The organism is Pedobacter aquae (genome assembly GCF_008195825.1).
Lineage (GTDB): Bacteria > Bacteroidota > Bacteroidia > Sphingobacteriales > Sphingobacteriaceae > Pseudopedobacter > Pseudopedobacter aquae.
In genome coordinates, this window is the sequence record NZ_CP043329.1 from 3,632,364 (window position 1) to 3,648,277 (window position 15,914).

The 15,914-nt window shown below is 34.3% G+C and carries 18 protein-coding genes and 1 pseudogene; 14 read left to right on the top strand and 5 right to left on the bottom strand.

Annotated features, from left to right (window positions below; genetic code table 11):
- Positions 1 to 3 precede the first annotated feature (3 nt).
- The 8 genes and pseudogenes from FYC62_RS16060 (at position 4) to atpG (ending at position 6,336) form a co-directional block, all read left to right on the top strand.
- Positions 4 to 435, top strand: a complete 432-nt coding sequence (locus tag FYC62_RS16060; protein WP_039450097.1) for a bactofilin family protein — start codon at positions 4 to 6, stop codon at positions 433 to 435.
- Complete coding sequence (locus FYC62_RS16065) at positions 401 to 634, top strand: AtpZ/AtpI family protein (RefSeq protein WP_026905002.1); 234 nt, start codon at positions 401 to 403, stop codon at positions 632 to 634. The genes FYC62_RS16060 and FYC62_RS16065 overlap by 35 nt, the downstream gene beginning before the upstream one ends.
- Positions 635 to 1,034: 400 nt before the next feature.
- Positions 1,035 to 2,135: a F0F1 ATP synthase subunit A gene (gene atpB, locus FYC62_RS16075; protein ID WP_149075668.1), complete on the top strand. Its 1,101-nt coding sequence runs from the start codon at positions 1,035 to 1,037 to the stop codon at positions 2,133 to 2,135.
- 194 nt (positions 2,136 to 2,329) lie between these two features.
- On the top strand, positions 2,330 to 2,548 hold the full coding sequence (gene atpE, locus FYC62_RS16080; protein ID WP_149075669.1) for an ATP synthase F0 subunit C: 219 nt from the start codon (positions 2,330 to 2,332) through the stop codon (positions 2,546 to 2,548).
- Between the two features lie 87 nt (positions 2,549 to 2,635).
- Positions 2,636 to 3,130, top strand: a complete 495-nt coding sequence (gene atpF / locus FYC62_RS16085) for a F0F1 ATP synthase subunit B (protein WP_039450105.1) — start codon at positions 2,636 to 2,638, stop codon at positions 3,128 to 3,130.
- Positions 3,131 to 3,206: 76 nt separating this feature from the next.
- Positions 3,207 to 3,755 carry an ATP synthase F1 subunit delta gene (gene atpH, locus FYC62_RS16090; RefSeq protein ID WP_039450107.1) on the top strand — a complete coding sequence of 183 codons (549 nt, stop codon included), beginning with the start codon at positions 3,207 to 3,209 and terminating at the stop codon, positions 3,753 to 3,755.
- Positions 3,756 to 3,801: 46 nt separating this feature from the next.
- A pseudogene (gene atpA, locus FYC62_RS16095) lies at positions 3,802 to 5,375 on the top strand (F0F1 ATP synthase subunit alpha).
- Positions 5,376 to 5,454: 79 nt separating this feature from the next.
- On the top strand, positions 5,455 to 6,336 hold the full coding sequence (gene atpG, locus FYC62_RS16100) for an ATP synthase F1 subunit gamma (RefSeq protein WP_149075670.1): 882 nt from the start codon (positions 5,455 to 5,457) through the stop codon (positions 6,334 to 6,336).
- Positions 6,337 to 6,487: 151 nt separating this feature from the next.
- Here atpG and FYC62_RS16105 read toward each other — a convergent pair whose 3' ends face one another.
- Complete coding sequence (locus FYC62_RS16105) at positions 6,488 to 6,895, bottom strand: hypothetical protein (protein WP_039450117.1); 408 nt, start codon at positions 6,893 to 6,895, stop codon at positions 6,488 to 6,490.
- A 164-nt stretch (positions 6,896 to 7,059) separates the two neighbouring features.
- Here FYC62_RS16105 and FYC62_RS16110 point away from each other — a divergent pair, with 164 nt between their 5' ends.
- Complete coding sequence (locus tag FYC62_RS16110; protein ID WP_039450120.1) at positions 7,060 to 7,245, top strand: hypothetical protein; 186 nt, start codon at positions 7,060 to 7,062, stop codon at positions 7,243 to 7,245.
- Between the two features lie 35 nt (positions 7,246 to 7,280).
- Here FYC62_RS16110 and FYC62_RS16115 read toward each other — a convergent pair whose 3' ends face one another.
- Together FYC62_RS16115 and gldB are read right to left on the bottom strand one after the other, a co-directional pair.
- Positions 7,281 to 8,069: a patatin-like phospholipase family protein gene (locus tag FYC62_RS16115; RefSeq protein WP_149075671.1), complete on the bottom strand. Its 789-nt coding sequence runs from the start codon at positions 8,067 to 8,069 to the stop codon at positions 7,281 to 7,283.
- A complete protein-coding gene (gene gldB / locus FYC62_RS16120; protein ID WP_149075672.1) occupies positions 8,066 to 9,112 on the bottom strand; it encodes a gliding motility lipoprotein GldB in 1,047 nt (348 codons plus the stop codon). The genes FYC62_RS16115 and gldB overlap by 4 nt, the downstream gene beginning before the upstream one ends.
- A gap of 25 nt (positions 9,113 to 9,137) precedes the next feature.
- On the opposite strand from gldB, the gene FYC62_RS16125 reads away from it, so the two are divergent.
- The 3 genes from FYC62_RS16125 to FYC62_RS16135 are packed head-to-tail and all read left to right on the top strand — an operon-like array spanning position 9,138 to position 11,893.
- Positions 9,138 to 9,779 (top strand): porin family protein, encoded by a 642-nt coding sequence (locus FYC62_RS16125; protein ID WP_039450127.1) that lies wholly within the window; start codon positions 9,138 to 9,140, stop codon positions 9,777 to 9,779.
- A gap of 27 nt (positions 9,780 to 9,806) precedes the next feature.
- Positions 9,807 to 11,447: an NAD+ synthase gene (locus FYC62_RS16130; protein WP_039450130.1), complete on the top strand. Its 1,641-nt coding sequence runs from the start codon at positions 9,807 to 9,809 to the stop codon at positions 11,445 to 11,447.
- Between the two features lie 47 nt (positions 11,448 to 11,494).
- A complete protein-coding gene (locus tag FYC62_RS16135; RefSeq protein ID WP_240534764.1) occupies positions 11,495 to 11,893 on the top strand; it encodes a nuclear transport factor 2 family protein in 399 nt (132 codons plus the stop codon).
- A 156-nt stretch (positions 11,894 to 12,049) separates the two neighbouring features.
- Here FYC62_RS16135 and FYC62_RS16140 read toward each other — a convergent pair whose 3' ends face one another.
- Positions 12,050 to 12,571, bottom strand: a complete 522-nt coding sequence (locus FYC62_RS16140) for a DUF2911 domain-containing protein (protein ID WP_039450136.1) — start codon at positions 12,569 to 12,571, stop codon at positions 12,050 to 12,052.
- Positions 12,572 to 12,630: 59 nt separating this feature from the next.
- Positions 12,631 to 14,277, bottom strand: coding sequence for a glucose-6-phosphate isomerase (gene pgi, locus FYC62_RS16145; protein ID WP_149075674.1), 1,647 nt, complete (start codon positions 14,275 to 14,277; stop codon positions 12,631 to 12,633).
- A gap of 126 nt (positions 14,278 to 14,403) precedes the next feature.
- Between pgi and FYC62_RS16150 the strand changes: the two genes are divergently transcribed.
- Together FYC62_RS16150 and FYC62_RS16155 are read left to right on the top strand one after the other, a co-directional pair.
- Positions 14,404 to 15,717, top strand: coding sequence for a M16 family metallopeptidase (locus FYC62_RS16150; RefSeq protein ID WP_149075675.1), 1,314 nt, complete (start codon positions 14,404 to 14,406; stop codon positions 15,715 to 15,717).
- 2 nt (positions 15,718 to 15,719) lie between these two features.
- On the top strand, positions 15,720 to 15,914 hold the full coding sequence (locus FYC62_RS16155; protein ID WP_149075676.1) for a hypothetical protein: 195 nt from the start codon (positions 15,720 to 15,722) through the stop codon (positions 15,912 to 15,914).

Below are 15,914 nucleotides of genomic sequence, written 5' to 3' on the forward strand. Positions count from 1 at the left end.
ATCATGTTTCAGAAAAAAAAGGAAGACACCAGAAAAGGCGAGCAAAAAGCAGGCTCTATCAATATTGTTGGTGTTGGTACCGAAATTAAAGGTGATTTGGAAACAAGTGGCGATATAAGAATAGATGGGAAAATTACAGGAAACTTATTATCAAGAGCAAAAGTAGTTATTGGGCAAACAGGCGAAGTTAGAGGCAATATCAACTCAGACTCAGCAGAAGTTTCGGGCTTGGTAAATGGAAACATCTCTAGCTCAGAAATATTATACCTTAAAGCTACGGCAAAGGTTAATGGCGATATATCATCTAATAAATTAGTGGTAGAAAACGGAGCTAATTTTACTGGCCATTGTCAAACGGGTTTATCTCAAACCAAATCTATTACAGAAAAAAGCCTATTTGATGTTAGAGCAGAAAGACAAGAAGCCACCGCTTAAAACTGTAAACAATTATATTAAATACTCTGGATTAGCTTTTCAGATGTTTAGTATCATAGGAGTTTTTACTTTTGTAGGATATAAAATCGACGAGTCACGGGCGAGTAAAACTCCAATCATTACAGGTATATTAAGCTTGCTAGGTGTTATCATCGCTATTTATACAGTTTTAAAAGGAATAAACAAATCTTCAAATTGAGTCTTTCAAAATTTTTTATCTGGTTTACCATCTTCACACTTTTCTTAATTGGCTTGGTTTTAATACTTCAAGGGCCTTTAGCTTTAAAAGCTTTTTTTATCCCTAAATTCTGGGTGATATTTGGCTTCATGGCGGGTATAACTTTAATAGTTTATTTGGTTTCTTACTTTGGGATTAAAAAAGGTGGAGAAAATCAGATATTGATATCTATGGGAGCTGTTGTTATTCGTCTGTTAATCAGCTTGATAGTTATTGTTTTTTACGTTATGACGAATAAAATAGACCCCATTTTATTTGTCATAAATTTTTTTTCTATTTATTTATCCTTTACGACCTTTGAAATTTATTGTTTGTTACTTAACTTGCGCCACCAAATTAAAAAGTAAAAAACACGGAATCAATGGATTTTAGCCACATTTTAAATTATAAAAATTTTGGATTAAAGGCGTTATTCGCACTTTTCTTAGCGTTTTTGTCATTTAATGCCTATTCAAATCAAGAAAATGCAACCATTGAACCGGCAGGAGCAGAAGCAGGGCATCATGCTGTAGCAGAAGAAAAATTTGATCCAACGGTAACTATTTTAGAGCACATTAGCGATGCGCATAGCTGGCACTTATGGGGTCATACAAGTTTACCTCTACCAGTTATTTTATATACTCCTCAAGGTTTAGAAGTTTTTTCTTCAGCTAATTTAATGGATGAGCATCATGCACCAAAGCCATACGCTGGCAAACACTACACATATGTAAATGAGCATGAGCATATTAAAGCTTTAAAAGCTGATGGTACTGTTGATGAATCAGTTTCTATTTTAGATTTTTCAATCACTAAAAATGTTGCTGCTATGTTTATATCAGTTATTTTAATTTTGGTGATTTTTATTAGTGTTGCAGGTTCTTACAAAAAACGTGTAGGGAAAGCGCCTAAAGGTTTACAGTCTTGGTTAGAGCCATTAATTGTATTTGTTAGAGATGATATTGCTCGTCCTAATATTGGATACAAATACGAAAAATTTATGCCTCTTTTATTAACTATATTCTTTTTCATATGGTTTAATAACTTGCTAGGTTTGGTTCCTATTTTCCCTGGTAGTGCAAACGTAACTGGTAATATAGCGGTTACTATGGTACTAGCATTTATTGTTCTTATTGTTGTAAATATCAACGGTAATAAATACTACTGGGCTCACATCTTTAAGCCAGATGTTCCTTTTTGGTTATTACCTATCATGTGGGTGGTAGAAATTATTGGAGTTTTCTCTAAGCCTTTCGCCTTAATGGTTCGTTTGTTTGCAAACATTACAGCAGGTCACATTATCGTATTAAGTTTAATATCTCTTATTTTCATCTTTAAGACATTAGCTATCGCTCCTGTTTCAGTTGCTTTCGTTTTGTTTATGGATGTATTAGAGCTTTTAGTTGCTTTCTTACAAGCTTTTATCTTTACTATGCTTACAGCATTGTTTATTGGTACAGCTGTAGAAGAGCATCATCATTAACGGAGAATAAGGATTTAAAGAGAAAAGAGTAAAGACTTCTTAGTAAAAGGAAGTTAAAAACTTTAAGAATAAAATAGAAAGGTTAATAAAGTTTAGATGAATAGTGCTTATTTCTAAAAAACTATCAACTAACAAACTAACCAACTAAATAAATAGAAACATTTTGTTTAACAATCATATAATAAATTAAAGTTATGGTAGGTTCAATCGCTGCAATAGGTGCAGGTTTAGCAGTAATCGGTGCTGGTATTGGTATCGGTCAAGTAGGTGGTAAAGCAATGGAAGGTATTGCTCGTCAGCCAGAGGCTGCTTCAAAAATTCAAACTGCTATGATCATCGCTGCGGCACTTGTAGAAGGTGTTGCTTTATTCGGTGTAGTAGTTGCATTATTAGGTAACAACGTAGGAGCTTAAGAATGTTTTCAATCAGAAATGTAGCGATTGGCTACATTTCTGATTATTTGACTGATAATTCATTAGAAACAACATATATAAATTTTTATGGAATTAGTAACTCCTAGTATTGGATTGGTTTTTTGGACATTAGTATCCTTTCTAATTTTACTCGTTATTTTAAAGAAATTAGCATGGAAGCCCATGTTAAGCGCTATTCATGAGCGTGAGCGTTCTATTGAGGATGCTTTAAACAAAGCAGAATTAGCTAAGCAAGAAATGGCTCGTTTATCAAACGAAAATGAAGCCCTTTTAAAGCAAGCTAAATTAGAGCGTGACGCTATTTTAAAAGAAGCTAAAGAAATTAAAGACCAGATTGTTAATGAGGCTAAAACACAGGCTCAGACAGAAGGCGCTAAATTAATTGAAAAAGCAAAATTAGAGATCAATAATCAAAAGATAGCTGCTTTAGATGAGGTTAAAAACCAAGTTGCTTCTTTATCTTTAGAAATTGCAGAAAAAATTATGCGTCAGCAGTTTAATGACAAGCAAAAGCAAGAGGAACTTGTTGGCGAGTTATTAAAGGATGTTAAGCTGAGCTAAATGAAAAGTAAAAATTAAAAATTTAAAACGATGTTTAAGTTTTGAATTTTGATTTTTGAATTAAACTTTTAAAAAAATGTCAGAAATAAAAGTAGCATCAAGATACGCTAAATCACTTATAGACCTTGCAAAAGAGCAAAATGCTTTAGAACAAGTAAAAGGTGATATGCAATTATTTGTAGATACAGTTAAAGCAAGTACTGAGTTGCAAGCTGTACTTAAAAATCCAATTATTCCAATCGGGAAGAAAAATAACATCTTAGTTGCAATTTTTGGAGATAAAGTACATGCTACAACTAAAGCTTTCTTAAAAATTGTTATTGATAAAGCAAGAGCAGAAGTATTATTTGGAACTGCTAAAGAGTTCTTAAATCAATACAATCAATACAAAAATATCGTAACAGCTAAGGTAACTTCAGCAGTAGCTTTGTCAGATGCTGCGAAAGCAGATATCACTGCTAAAGTAAAAGAAGTTACAGGCGGTGAGGTGATATTAAATGCTACTATAGACGAAAGTTTAATTGGTGGTTTTGTTTTAACTGTTGGAGATAAGCAATTTGATGCTAGTATTTCAAGCAAGTTAAATCAGCTTAAAAAAGATTTTGCACAAAGAGTAGTAGCGTAAGCTAATTAAGTAGAAAATTAAAATTAATATCTTAAATAAATAAAAGATGGTAGAGGTAAGACCAGATGAAGTTTCGGCGATTTTACGTCAGCAATTGTCGGGATTCAAGTCTGAAACTGAATTAGAAGAGGTTGGTACTGTACTCCAAGTGGGTGACGGTATTGCCCGTGTTTATGGTTTAACTAAAGTACAAGCTGGTGAGCTAGTTGAGTTTGAAACTGGTTTACAAGGTATCGTACTAAATCTTGAAGAAGATAACGTTGGGGTGGTATTGTTAGGCGCTTCTGACGAGATTAAAGAGGGTGACACCATTAAAAGAACAAAACGTATCGCATCTATTAAAGTAGGTGAAGGTATGCTTGGTCGTGTGGTAAATACTCTAGGTCATCCAATTGATGGTAAAGGTCCTATTGCAGGTACAACTTACGAGATGCCTTTGGAGCGTAAAGCACCAGGTGTAATCTACCGTCAGCCAGTTACCGAGCCATTACAAACTGGTATTAAAGCTATTGATGCGATGATTCCTATTGGTCGTGGACAACGTGAGTTGGTTATTGGTGACCGTCAAACTGGTAAATCAGCAGTTTGTATTGATACCATCATCAATCAAAAGAATTTTACGATGCAGGACAACCTGTGTTCTGTATATATGTAGCCATTGGTCAGAAAGCAAGTACTGTAGCAAACGTTGTTAAAGCGCTTGATGAAAAAGGTGCTATGGCTTATACTATTGTTGTTGCAGCTTCTGCAGCAGATCCTGCTCCAATGCAATTCTACGCTCCATTTGCGGGTGCTGCAATTGGCGAGTTCTTCCGTGATACAGGTAGACCAGCTTTAATTGTTTATGATGATTTATCTAAACAAGCAGTAGCTTACCGTGAGGTGTCTTTATTATTAAAGCGTCCTCCTGGCCGTGAGGCTTACCCTGGAGACGTTTTCTATCTTCACAGTCGTTTATTAGAAAGAGCTGCGAAAATCAACTCTAACGATTCTATCGCTCAGCAAATGAACGATTTACCAGAGTCTATCAAAGGTATCGTAAAAGGTGGTGGTTCTTTAACTGCATTACCAATTATTGAAACTCAAGCGGGTGACGTTTCTGCTTATATCCCAACTAACGTAATTTCAATTACTGATGGTCAGATATTCTTAGAGTCTAACTTATTTAACGCGGGTGTTCGTCCGGCTATTAACGTTGGTATTTCTGTGTCACGTGTAGGTGGTAACGCTCAAATTAAATCAATGAAGAAAGTTGCTGGTACATTAAAATTAGACCAAGCACAATATCGCGAGTTAGAGGCATTCTCTAAATTTGGTTCAGATTTAGATGCTTCAACTAAATTGGTTTTAGATAAAGGAGCTCGTAACGTAGAAATCTTAAAACAAGGTCAATTCTCTCCGGTAACGGTTGAAAAACAAGTTGCTATTATTTACGCTGGTACTAAAAACTTAATGAGAAAAGTGCCTGTAAATAAAGTAAGAGAATTTGAATTGGAGTACACAACACAATTAGAGCAACGTCATCCAGAAGTTTTAGCAGCATTAAAAGCTGGTAAATTTGATGATAGCTTAACAAGTGTTTTAGAAACAGTAGCAAAAGAGGTTTCTGATAAATATTAATTTTAGTATTGAGTAGAGCGTATAGTGTATTGAGTAAAATCAGTCGCAATACTCACTACTCAATTCTCAATACTAGAAAATGGCAAATTTAAAAGAAGTAAGAATTAGGATTGCATCTGTAAGTTCTACTCAGCAGATTACCAAAGCTATGAAAATGGTTTCGGCTGCTAAGTTAAAAAGAGCTACTAACGCTATTATACAATTACGTCCTTATGCTAATAAACTAAAAGAGATTTTAGCTAATCTTTCTGCTAGTTTAGAGGATGGGGTATCTGTATATACTCAGGAAAGAGAAGTAAAAAATGTACTATTAATTGTAGTAACTTCTAACCGTGGTTTAGCCGGAGCTTTTAATACAAATGCAATAAAAACTGCTAACAATTTAATAGCAGATAAATATGATTCTTACCACAAAAGCGGTAATCTTCACATCATAGCTATTGGTAAAAAAGCTCAAGATTATTATGAGAAGCGTAATTATAATGTTATTGGTAACAATAACGAGCTTTATACTCAACTTAATTTTGAAAACGTTTCTGCAATTACAGAAAGCGTAATGGAAGCTTTTGTTAAAGGCCAATTTGATAAAGTAGAAGTTGTTTATAACCAGTTTAAAAACGCAGCAATGCAAATTCTAACTGTAGAACAATTATTACCAGTGCCTAAAGCAGAGCGTTCAGAAAATCAGGTATCTAATACAGATTATATTCTTGAGCCTTCTAAAGAAGAAATTGTAGAGCAATTGATTCCTAAAAACATCAAAATACAACTTTATAAAGCTGTTTTAGATTCTCATGCTTCTGAGCATGGTGCAAGGATGACTGCTATGGATAAAGCAACTGATAACGCTGGAGATTTGCTTAAGAAATTGAAATTAGCTTATAACCAAGCCCGTCAGGCAGCTATTACTACAGAACTTTCTGAGATTGTAAGTGGTGCAGCTGCATTATCTAACGGATAAAAATTAGTTTAAATAGATATTTGAAAAGAGGTTAGTTTTCTAGCCTCTTTTTTTATTTTTAAACTTTTCTGTTTCTCGTAATTAGAAAAAAAAACACCTCTCTACCATTATGGTTAAAGAGGTGTTAAGGTTAAGGTATAAATATTTAATGTTAAGGTTTTTCCCAAACGATGGTATTATCGGCAGTAAGTGGTAATACTTTATTATTGAAAGATAGTTTAGTGATTTGTAAAGTACCACAACAATCTTTATCCATAAATTTAGTTTCTACTTTCAAAGTATCAGATAAAACAGTACCAACTTTAATAATAAACTCATCGGAGATAGCTGTTTTAAAACTGATATAGCGTGTTGTACTTACGGTACTATCAACCTTAAAACTGATGTTTTCTTTTAATCTGAAGCTATAAATACTTAAATCTGCCTGTTGTTGTCTACCTGTATTGAAAATAAGGCTGTTTAAGCTCTTATCCGTAATTTTAAGTCTTAAATTTTGAGCGGGAGGAGCGCATAATACAGCAGGGCAAATTTTATCATTATCCTGGTTATTACAGCTCATCATGAAAAAGCTAAACAGAAATAGAAGACATTTAAATTTCATCATCTTTTGTTTTAAAACCTTACGATTTCTAATGTGTAAGCGCTACAATTTTATAAAATAAATTAGCTAGTATATCCAACTATTTTATATTTTTGCAAGCATAAAGCTTTAATATTTAAGTTATGGTAAACGCAAACAATCCTTCTCATTATAAAGTAATTATCTTAGGAGTTTTAGTAACTCTTTTTGGTGTGTATCTTAAACAATTTATAGAGCATTCTACTGTTGTAGATTTAATTGGATGGGCATTAACTTTCATTGGTGCATTTATCTCTATAGGTGGTGTTTTCAAAATCTTGAAAGGTTAAAAGAAATTAAAATATTGATAAAAGCTCTGGATATTTCAGGGCTTTTTCTTTTTTAAGCTCAAGATAATTTGCGTTAAAGATTCACTTTCGCGTATTTGTTTTAAAGCTTCTTCATGGGCAATCCAAAATATTTCCTCGGCCCGGCTGATGTCAAAAATGCCTGTTTCCCCTAAACCATGTGGCTCAATTAAAATATCTACGCCTTTTCTTTTTTCTTCCATATCATGGTTGGTAGATAAAGTAGTAGCTCTTTCTATCACATGTTTCATGCTCCTGAGCTTTTCTATCACTGGTAAATGGTTACAAGAAGAGCCAATAATATAATCGCAGTTATTTTGTAAAGGCTCTAAAGGGAAATTATTAAGCACACCACCATCAACATAAAAATTTCCTTCTATCTCTATCGGATTAAAAATTCCCGGAATACAACTAGAAGCCATCACCTTGTCTATTAAAGTACCAGAGCTAAAGTAAGTAAGCTTGCCTGTGTTAAAATTAGTAGCAGTAACGGTTAAAGGTATTTTTAATTTTTCAAAGCTATTGTGCGGTAGGTAATCTAAGAATAAAGGAAAGGTAGGTTCTAGTTTTAGAAGTGCCGGCCTCCCTATGGCTAATCTAAACAAGCGTAGTAGTTGTGTTTTTTTAAAGATATTTAAAGCGTCGTAAGGGTCTATCCCATTAGCAAATAAAGCTCCTGCAATAGCCCCGGCACTAGTACCTGTAATTTGGTGGATAGGAATTTTCTTTTCTTTTAGTGCTTTTAAAACACCTAAATGTGCAATTCCTCTTATTCCGCCTCCACTTAAAACAATACCTATTTTCATTTTTGATTTGGCCTATATTTAGACTCTTTTAATATTTTCTGATAGTCTTTTTCTAACATCAGTTTTTGCAAAGTTGTTTCAGGATTTTCTTGCATATAATGCTTTACAATTTGCCAGCCCGTAAATAATCCAAGTTTTGGGGCCGAGTTATTCTTGTCGCCAAAGCCAGGTGTAAATGGTGCTTCTGACAGGTATTTCTGTATTTTTAAATAATCTGTATCATAAAGTAAGTCTTCACTCAAGAAATAGGCCCAAATATCAGACTCGAAATTGCTTGCCCATTCTGCTTGGGCTTTGGTATACCCAATAAGTACACTATCGGCAACTTGGGGTTGTACTTTACTTAAAAAATAAAGAATCTTACCATTGTAAATCATCTTATCCAATAAGCTTTTCTCCGCATCAGATTCTGGAAATAACTCCTCACGAGCCAATACTTCCATTACCCTTGGGGTGATGTTGTCTGGTGTAAACCTTCTGCTGATATACATGGGTATACTTTCTACCAGCGCCGGATAGAACTTAGAATTATTGCCTAAAAACATATCTAAACCAATGCCAATATAGTTTTCACCGATGGGTGTTTGTACCTGAAAACCTGAAATATAGGTGATTAATGTAGGTATTTTGATTTCCGGATAGTAATATTTTACATGTTTAAAAGCATCGGTAAGTATAGGGATTTGAGCATCTAAATTTGGATAAACTGCTTGTGTTTCTTTTTGTAAATCCTGATAAGGAGCACCTGATAAAACATCTTTTACAACTGGATAATAAGCGGTATCTGATATTGGTCCCGTATTTAAGATTTTCTCAAAATAATCTTGATAAAAAGCACCATATTCTTTTTGTAACTGAGGTAATGCTATAGCAAGCTGGTTAGCATTTACTTTAGCTAAGTCTTGATCAAACCTTTTGATTTTAAGCTCAACTTTAATATCGCTAACGTCTATTTTATTTTCTTGCTTACATGAAATACATGCAAATAAGCATATCAGAAAAAAAAAAGTACTTTTGGGACAGATTTTTGCTTTAAGAATCATCAGACTAATTTTAATTACCGAAGTTATGAAAAAGATATTATTCCTATTTCCCTTTCTATTTTTAAGTTTTTACGTTTTAGCACAAGATGAGGAAGAACCCGCATTTAAATTAGGATTAACAGCACATCCAACCTTAGGATGGGTGAAATCTGATATAGATAATATAGATGGTAAAGGTGTAAGATTAGGTTTTTCTTACGGCCTTTTGGCAGATATAAATTTTGCAGATAATTATGCTTTTAGTACGGGTTTAAAGCTAACTACTATTAATGGTAGAACAGAAACTGTGGTAGGAACCACAAATTCTGAGCAGGTTTTTAAATTACAATACATAGAGATACCAGCTAAGCTTAAACTATTAACCAATGATCATAATGGCGTAAGGTTTTTTGGAGAGTTTGGTTTAGGAAATGGTTTAAATATCAAAGCTAAACAAGACAATACTTCAACCATTACGGCTGATAATGCTGATAACAGAGATATTTATAACGAAACAGCTTTTTACAGAGGCTCTATCATTATGGGGGCTGGTGCCGAGATTAGTACAACCGGAAGAACAAAAATATTAGCAGGTTTGAGTTTTGATAATGGTTTTACGGATATTAAAAAAGGAGACGGATCTTTAAAAAATGCTTATATAGGTATAAATATTGGCGTGTTTTTTTAAGAGATTATAAAAAGCGAAGACTCAGTTATGAAGATAGCATTAGCACAATTAAATTATCATATCGGAAATTTTGAGTTTAATACTCAAAAAATTATCCAAACCCTTACAGAACAAAAAGCAGCTGGAGCAGATTTAGTGGTGTTTGCAGAATTAAGTATTTGTGGCTATCCACCCAGAGATTTTCTAGAGTATCCAGAGTTTATTGCTTTATGTAAACAAGCTGCTTTAGAAATAGCAGAAGCTTGTGAAGGTATAGCTTGCATTGTAGGTGTTCCAGAATTAAACCCTGTTATAGAAGGTAAAGATTTATATAATGCAGCTTACTTTATGGCTGATGGGGAAATTAAACAAGTTATTAGAAAAGCTTTATTGCCAACTTACGATGTTTTTGATGAGTATAGGTACTTTGAGCCTGCTCATGAATTCAAATGCGTGGATTATAAGGGCTATAAAATAGCCGTTACCATTTGTGAAGATTTATGGAATTTAGGCGATAATCCTTTATATAAAGCTTGCCCTATGGATGAGCTTATTAAAGAAGAGCCAGACTTTATGGTCAATATTGCGGCTTCGCCTTTTGCTTATAATCATGATGAGCAAAGGATTGTTATACTCTCTCAAAATTGCCATAAATATCAAATTCCTTTATTTTATGTGAACCAAGTTGGAGCGCATACCGAGTTGATTTTTGATGGCGGCTCTTTAGTTTTTGATAAAGCAGGCGATATTGTTTCAGAGCTTAAATATTTTGAAGAAGATGTTCAGATTTTTGATGTAGGCCAGGTTAAAAGCTCCATTGTTTTAAGTGAAAATCAAGAAAGACCATCAGATACAGCGCAAGTACACCAAGCTTTGGTTTTAGGTGTAAGAGATTATTTTCAAAAATTAGGATTTAAAAAGGCCATCTTAGGCTTATCAGGTGGGATAGATTCTGCCCTAGTTTGTGCACTGGCTTGCGAGGCTTTAGGTGCAGAAAATGTGATGGCTGTACTTTTACCTTCTAAATATTCTTCTGATCATTCTGTTAAAGATGCTTTAGACCTTGTAAAAAATATTGGCTGTAAACATACAACATTGCCTATAGCGCAAGTCGCCGCAGCATTTGAAGAGACACTAGCTCAAGAATTTGAAGGCCTTGCACCAAGCTTAGCAGAAGAGAATATACAAGCCCGTTCTCGCGGTGTGTTATTAATGGCGATGTCTAATAAATTCGGCTATGTGTTATTAAACACTAGTAATAAAAGCGAATCTGCTGTAGGCTATGGAACTTTATATGGTGATATGTGTGGCGCTATTTCTGTTATTGGCGATTGTTACAAGACGCAAGTTTTTCAGTTGGCAAGGTATATCAATAGAAACGGAGAAATTATTCCAGAAAACACCATTGTTAAACCACCATCTGCCGAGTTAAGGCCAGATCAAAAGGATTCTGACTCTTTACCAGAATACGATATTCTGGATAAAATACTATTCGAGTATATTGAATTGAAGAAAAGCTCAAAAGAAATTATAGAACAAGGCTTTGATGTAGATTTGGTTAAAAAAGTTTTAAATCTGGTTAATAATGCCGAATTTAAGCGCTATCAAACCCCTCCAATTTTAAGGGTATCACCTAAAGCTTTTGGAATGGGCCGAAGAATGCCTATAGTAGGTAAGTATTTATTTTAAACCAATTATAAATTATGAGAAAATTACCTCTTTTAATTCTATTTTTTATGACAACAGTTGCAGGTGCTCTCGCACAAACAAAGGCAGAGAAAGAAGTTAGTATAGCCGTAGAAAAGCTGTGTGAGGCTATGGTTAGCGGTAACAGAGCCGATTTAGAAAACATCGCGTCAAGCGATTTAAGCTATGGCCATTCTGGCGGTAAAATTGAAGATAAAGCTGCTTTTGTGGAAGCAATTGCTGGTGGTAAATCTGATTTTGTTAAAATAGATTTAGCAGACCAAACCATTCAAGTAGCAGGAAAGACAGCTATTGTTAGACATAAATTATCAGCAGATACCAATGATGGTGGTAAACCCGGACATGTGAATTTACATATCCTTTTGGTGTTTGTAAAGAATAGTGGGAACTGGGAATTGTTAGCCAGACAGGCAGTGAAAATCCTTTAACATAAAAAGAGGCTGTCTCAAAAATAGTATCTGTCACATTGAGCGGAGTCGAAATGTTCTCTGATATGCTTAGAAAAGGCTTCGACTCAGCTCAGCCTGACACAAAATGGTAATTTGAGACAGCCTCTTTTTTGTATTATCTTTTTTGAAGGTGACTTATTTTACCATAAAATCTATATGAACATTTCCCCATGCTAAAGCTACTTCTCCGTTTTTAGCGATAGTAAATGTCATTCTTTCCATAAACTCTTTAGCTTTTTCTGTTTTTACAGTAAATCTAAGCGCATCTTCTGCTTCTTTATATTTGTAATTTCCCCATTGCTCCCAAGTTTTGTTAAAAATAACAACCCATTCTTTTTCACCCGGAATAGTAAATAAAGCATATTTACCAGCGGCTAAGCTTTTGCCGTTTATCTTAACGTCTTTACTTACTTCAAACTGTGTAGCAGCGTTTGCACCAGTTCTCCAAACTTGTCCGTAAGGTGCAATTTCTTTACCAATGGTTCTGCCTTTAATGCCAGGCTGTGCGTAATTGATAGAAACTTTAGTGCCATTGCTTAAAGTTTCTGTAACACTTGCAGGCGGACTAGCAGGTTGTTTTTTAGCTTCCTGAGCTTTAACTACTACATTCCCGATAAGGAAAAATAGGGCAGAGAATAATAAGATTGTTTTTTTCATGATGTTGTTTTTATTTAGAAACGTTAATATTTATAAAATGTTGATACCTCATCAAAATATTACCTCCAATTTTTAAACAAATTGATTAAACCATTGGTAGAAGCATCATGAGAAGTAATTTCATCATCGTTTTTAAGCTCTGGTAATATCTTACCTGCAAGTTGTTTTCCTAGCTCAACTCCCCATTGGTCAAAACTAAAAATATTCCAAATAACGCCTTGAACAAATATTTTATGCTCGTACATCGCTATTAAAGCGCCTAAAGTTTTAGGGTTTATTTGTTTTACCAAGATAGAGTTGGTTGGTCTATTGCCTTCAAATACTTTGAAAGGAGCTATTTTTGAGATTTGCTCATCGCTTTTACCTTCTTTTTTAAGTTCGGTAATTACTTCTTCTTCTGTTTTGCCATTCATTAAGGCTTCTGTTTGTGCAAAGAAGTTTGAAAGCAATAAGGTATGATGCTCGCCAAGAGGGTTATGAGATTTTGCTGGGGCAATAAAATCACAAGGAATTAATTTAGTACCCTGATGAATTAATTGATAAAAAGCATGTTGTCCGTTAGTTCCAGGTTCTCCCCAGATAACAGGGCCAGTTTGGTAGTTTACTTTATCGCCATCTCTAGCCACATATTTTCCATTACTTTCCATGTCTCCCTGCTGGAAATAAGCAGCAAAACGATGCATGTATTGGTCGTAAGGTAAAATAGCTTGAGTTTCTGCCTCAAAGAAATTGTTATACCAAAGCCCTAATAAAGCTAGTATTACGGGTATATTTTGTTCAAACTCTGTTTCTCTGAAATGGTTATCCATTTCATGAGCGCCTAGAAGTAAATCTTCAAAATTCTCAAAACCTACAGAAAGTGCAATAGGTAAACCAATGGCACTCCATAAAGAGTAACGTCCGCCAACCCAATCCCAAAACTCAAACATATTTTGGGTATCAATACCAAATTTAGAAACGCCTTCTGCATTGGTAGAAAGCGCAGCAAAATGTTTAGCGACATCGCTTTCGGCAGCACCTGCTGCTAAAAACCAATTACGGGCAGAATGGGCATTAGCCATCGTTTCCTGCGTAGTAAAAGTTTTAGAAGCAATTAAAAATAAAGTAGTTTCTGGATTAACCTTTTTTAAAGTTTCTGCTATATGTGTACCATCAACGTTAGATACAAAATGAAGTGTTAAATGGTTTTTATAAGCTTTTAAAGCCTCGGCAACCATAACAGGGCCCAAATCAGAGCCTCCTATACCAATATTTATGACATCTGTAATGGTTTTTCCGGTATATCCTTTCCAATTTCCATTGATAATAGCATCAGAAAAGATTTTCATTTTCTGTAAAACCGCATTTACATCGGGCATTACATCTTTACCTTCAAAAATTACAGGTGTATTACTTCTGTTTCTTAAAGCTGTGTGTAATACAGCTCTATCTTCTGTTTCGTTAATCTTCTCACCATTAAACATGGCTTGTATAGCACCTTCAACTCCGCATTCTTTTGCAAGTTGAGTTAATAATGCCATGGTTGTTTCGTTTATTCTATTTTTAGAATAATCAACTAAAATATCATTAAACAATACGGTGAATTTGTTAAACCTTTCTGAGTCTTCAGTAAAAAGAGTTCTCAAGTGTTTATCAGATATTTCAACAAGATGATCTGCCAGATATTGATAGGTTTGTGTTTTTGTGAAGTTGATTTTTGGTAACATGCAGTTTAATTTATTGATTTCTAAATGATGTGCAATATAAGCATTGCAAAATTTTTAAGACAAAACTATTCACATTCGTTTTTGTAACTTACTATATCTTAAATTGCAACATAACACTAATTAAAAATGAGAAAACTGTTTGTTACTTTGCTAGTTGCATTAAGTTCGCAACTTTTTGCACAGAATAAGATAGATGACGTTAAGACATTTACCTTAAGTAACGGAATGAAGTTTCTGGTTCTGGAAGATGCTTCAATCCCTAATGCCAATATGTACCTGTTTTACAAAGTAGGTTCTAGAAATGAACATCCGGGTATAACCGGCTTGTCTCACTTTTTTGAGCATATGATGTTTAACGGAGCAAAGAAATTTGGTCCTAAAGAATTTGACCGCACCATGGAGTATAATGGTGGAGCTAATAATGCCTACACCACACAAGATGTTACGGTTTATACCGATTGGTTTCCTGCCCAAGCATTAGAAGTTATATTCGATTTAGAATCAGATCGTATTGCTAATTTGGCTATCGCCGATAATATGGTAGAGTCTGAAAGAGGCGTTGTACTTTCAGAAAGAAGTACCGGTTTAGAAAACTCGCCATGGAGGATGCTAGGCGAAGCTGTTAATGCAACTGCTTTTCAGGAACACCCTTACCATTGGTCTGTTATTGGTTACGAAGAGGATATTAAAAATTGGACAAAACAAGATTTAGAATATTATTTTAAAACTTATTATGCGCCAAATAACTGTACGGTTGTTATCTCGGGCAATGTGAAATTTGATGAGGTAAAAAGGCTTGCTGAGAAATATATGCAACCTATACCAGCTCAAAAACCAGGGCCAAAAGTTCATTTGGTTGAGCCTAAACAAACCGGAGAAAGAAGAATCACTGTTCAAAAACAAGTAAGTTCTCCTTACATGATTATTGGTTACCATGCACCAGAAGCGCAACATGCCGATTATTATGCTTTGGATATCTTAAGCTCTATTCTAAGCAACGGAAACTCGTCTCGCTTATACAGCAATTTGGTTGATAAAAACCAATTAGCAACATCTGTTTTTACAGATTATAGCCCAAGTTTTGATCCCACTTTATTCTCTGTTTATGTTTCATCGGCAAAAGGAAAATCTACAGATGATATAGAGGAAATGGTTTATACCGAGCTTGAAAAAATAGCTAAGGAAGGTGTTACAGCTACCGAACTACAAAAAATAAAGAACCAGAAGTTGAGCGAATTTTATAATCAGGTTGAAACCATTAATGGTAAATCTAATAATTTAGGAACCTATGAGGTTTTCTTTGGCGATTATAAAAAGATGTTTACCGCTATGGATGAATATGCTAAAGTAAGTATAGACGATGTTAAAAGGGTAGCTGCAACTTATTTTAAAAAGTCTAATAGAACAGTTGGGGTTTTAAAAAGTAACACAGAAGAATAATCATGAAAAGAAATCAATCAATCATAAAAATAGGCTTTTTCTTGCTGATGGTTTTTCCTTTGGTAGTTTTAGCACAGCAAGCTAAGTTTAAGCTTCCTGCATATGAAAAATTTAAATTACCCAATGGTTTAACCGTTTATTTGATGGAGCAGCATGAGGTTCCTACTAACCTGAGTTCGATTAATATTTTAAAATAA

What these genes read in the sequence shown, in the direction of transcription:
- FYC62_RS16060 (WP_039450097.1), top strand. Translation starts at nt 4, where the DNA reads ATGTTTCAGAAAAAAAAGGAAGACACCAGAAAAGGCGAGCAAAAAGCA.
- FYC62_RS16065 (WP_026905002.1), top strand. Translation starts at nt 401, where the DNA reads ATGTTAGAGCAGAAAGACAAGAAGCCACCGCTTAAAACTGTAAACAAT.
- atpB (WP_149075668.1), top strand. Translation starts at nt 1,035, where the DNA reads ATGGATTTTAGCCACATTTTAAATTATAAAAATTTTGGATTAAAGGCG.
- atpE (WP_149075669.1), top strand. Translation starts at nt 2,330, where the DNA reads ATGGTAGGTTCAATCGCTGCAATAGGTGCAGGTTTAGCAGTAATCGGT.
- atpF (WP_039450105.1), top strand. Translation starts at nt 2,636, where the DNA reads ATGGAATTAGTAACTCCTAGTATTGGATTGGTTTTTTGGACATTAGTA.
- atpH (WP_039450107.1), top strand. Translation starts at nt 3,207, where the DNA reads ATGTCAGAAATAAAAGTAGCATCAAGATACGCTAAATCACTTATAGAC.
- atpG (WP_149075670.1), top strand. Translation starts at nt 5,455, where the DNA reads ATGGCAAATTTAAAAGAAGTAAGAATTAGGATTGCATCTGTAAGTTCT.
- FYC62_RS16105 (WP_039450117.1), bottom strand. Translation starts at nt 6,895, where the DNA reads ATGAGCTGTAATAACCAGGATAATGATAAAATTTGCCCTGCTGTATTA.
- FYC62_RS16110 (WP_039450120.1), top strand. Translation starts at nt 7,060, where the DNA reads ATGGTAAACGCAAACAATCCTTCTCATTATAAAGTAATTATCTTAGGA.
- FYC62_RS16115 (WP_149075671.1), bottom strand. Translation starts at nt 8,069, where the DNA reads ATGAAAATAGGTATTGTTTTAAGTGGAGGCGGAATAAGAGGAATTGCA.
- gldB (WP_149075672.1), bottom strand. Translation starts at nt 9,112, where the DNA reads ATGATTCTTAAAGCAAAAATCTGTCCCAAAAGTACTTTTTTTTTTCTG.
- FYC62_RS16125 (WP_039450127.1), top strand. Translation starts at nt 9,138, where the DNA reads ATGAAAAAGATATTATTCCTATTTCCCTTTCTATTTTTAAGTTTTTAC.
- FYC62_RS16130 (WP_039450130.1), top strand. Translation starts at nt 9,807, where the DNA reads ATGAAGATAGCATTAGCACAATTAAATTATCATATCGGAAATTTTGAG.
- FYC62_RS16135 (WP_240534764.1), top strand. Translation starts at nt 11,495, where the DNA reads ATGACAACAGTTGCAGGTGCTCTCGCACAAACAAAGGCAGAGAAAGAA.
- FYC62_RS16140 (WP_039450136.1), bottom strand. Translation starts at nt 12,571, where the DNA reads ATGAAAAAAACAATCTTATTATTCTCTGCCCTATTTTTCCTTATCGGG.
- pgi (WP_149075674.1), bottom strand. Translation starts at nt 14,277, where the DNA reads ATGTTACCAAAAATCAACTTCACAAAAACACAAACCTATCAATATCTG.
- FYC62_RS16150 (WP_149075675.1), top strand. Translation starts at nt 14,404, where the DNA reads ATGAGAAAACTGTTTGTTACTTTGCTAGTTGCATTAAGTTCGCAACTT.
- FYC62_RS16155 (WP_149075676.1), top strand. Translation starts at nt 15,720, where the DNA reads ATGAAAAGAAATCAATCAATCATAAAAATAGGCTTTTTCTTGCTGATG.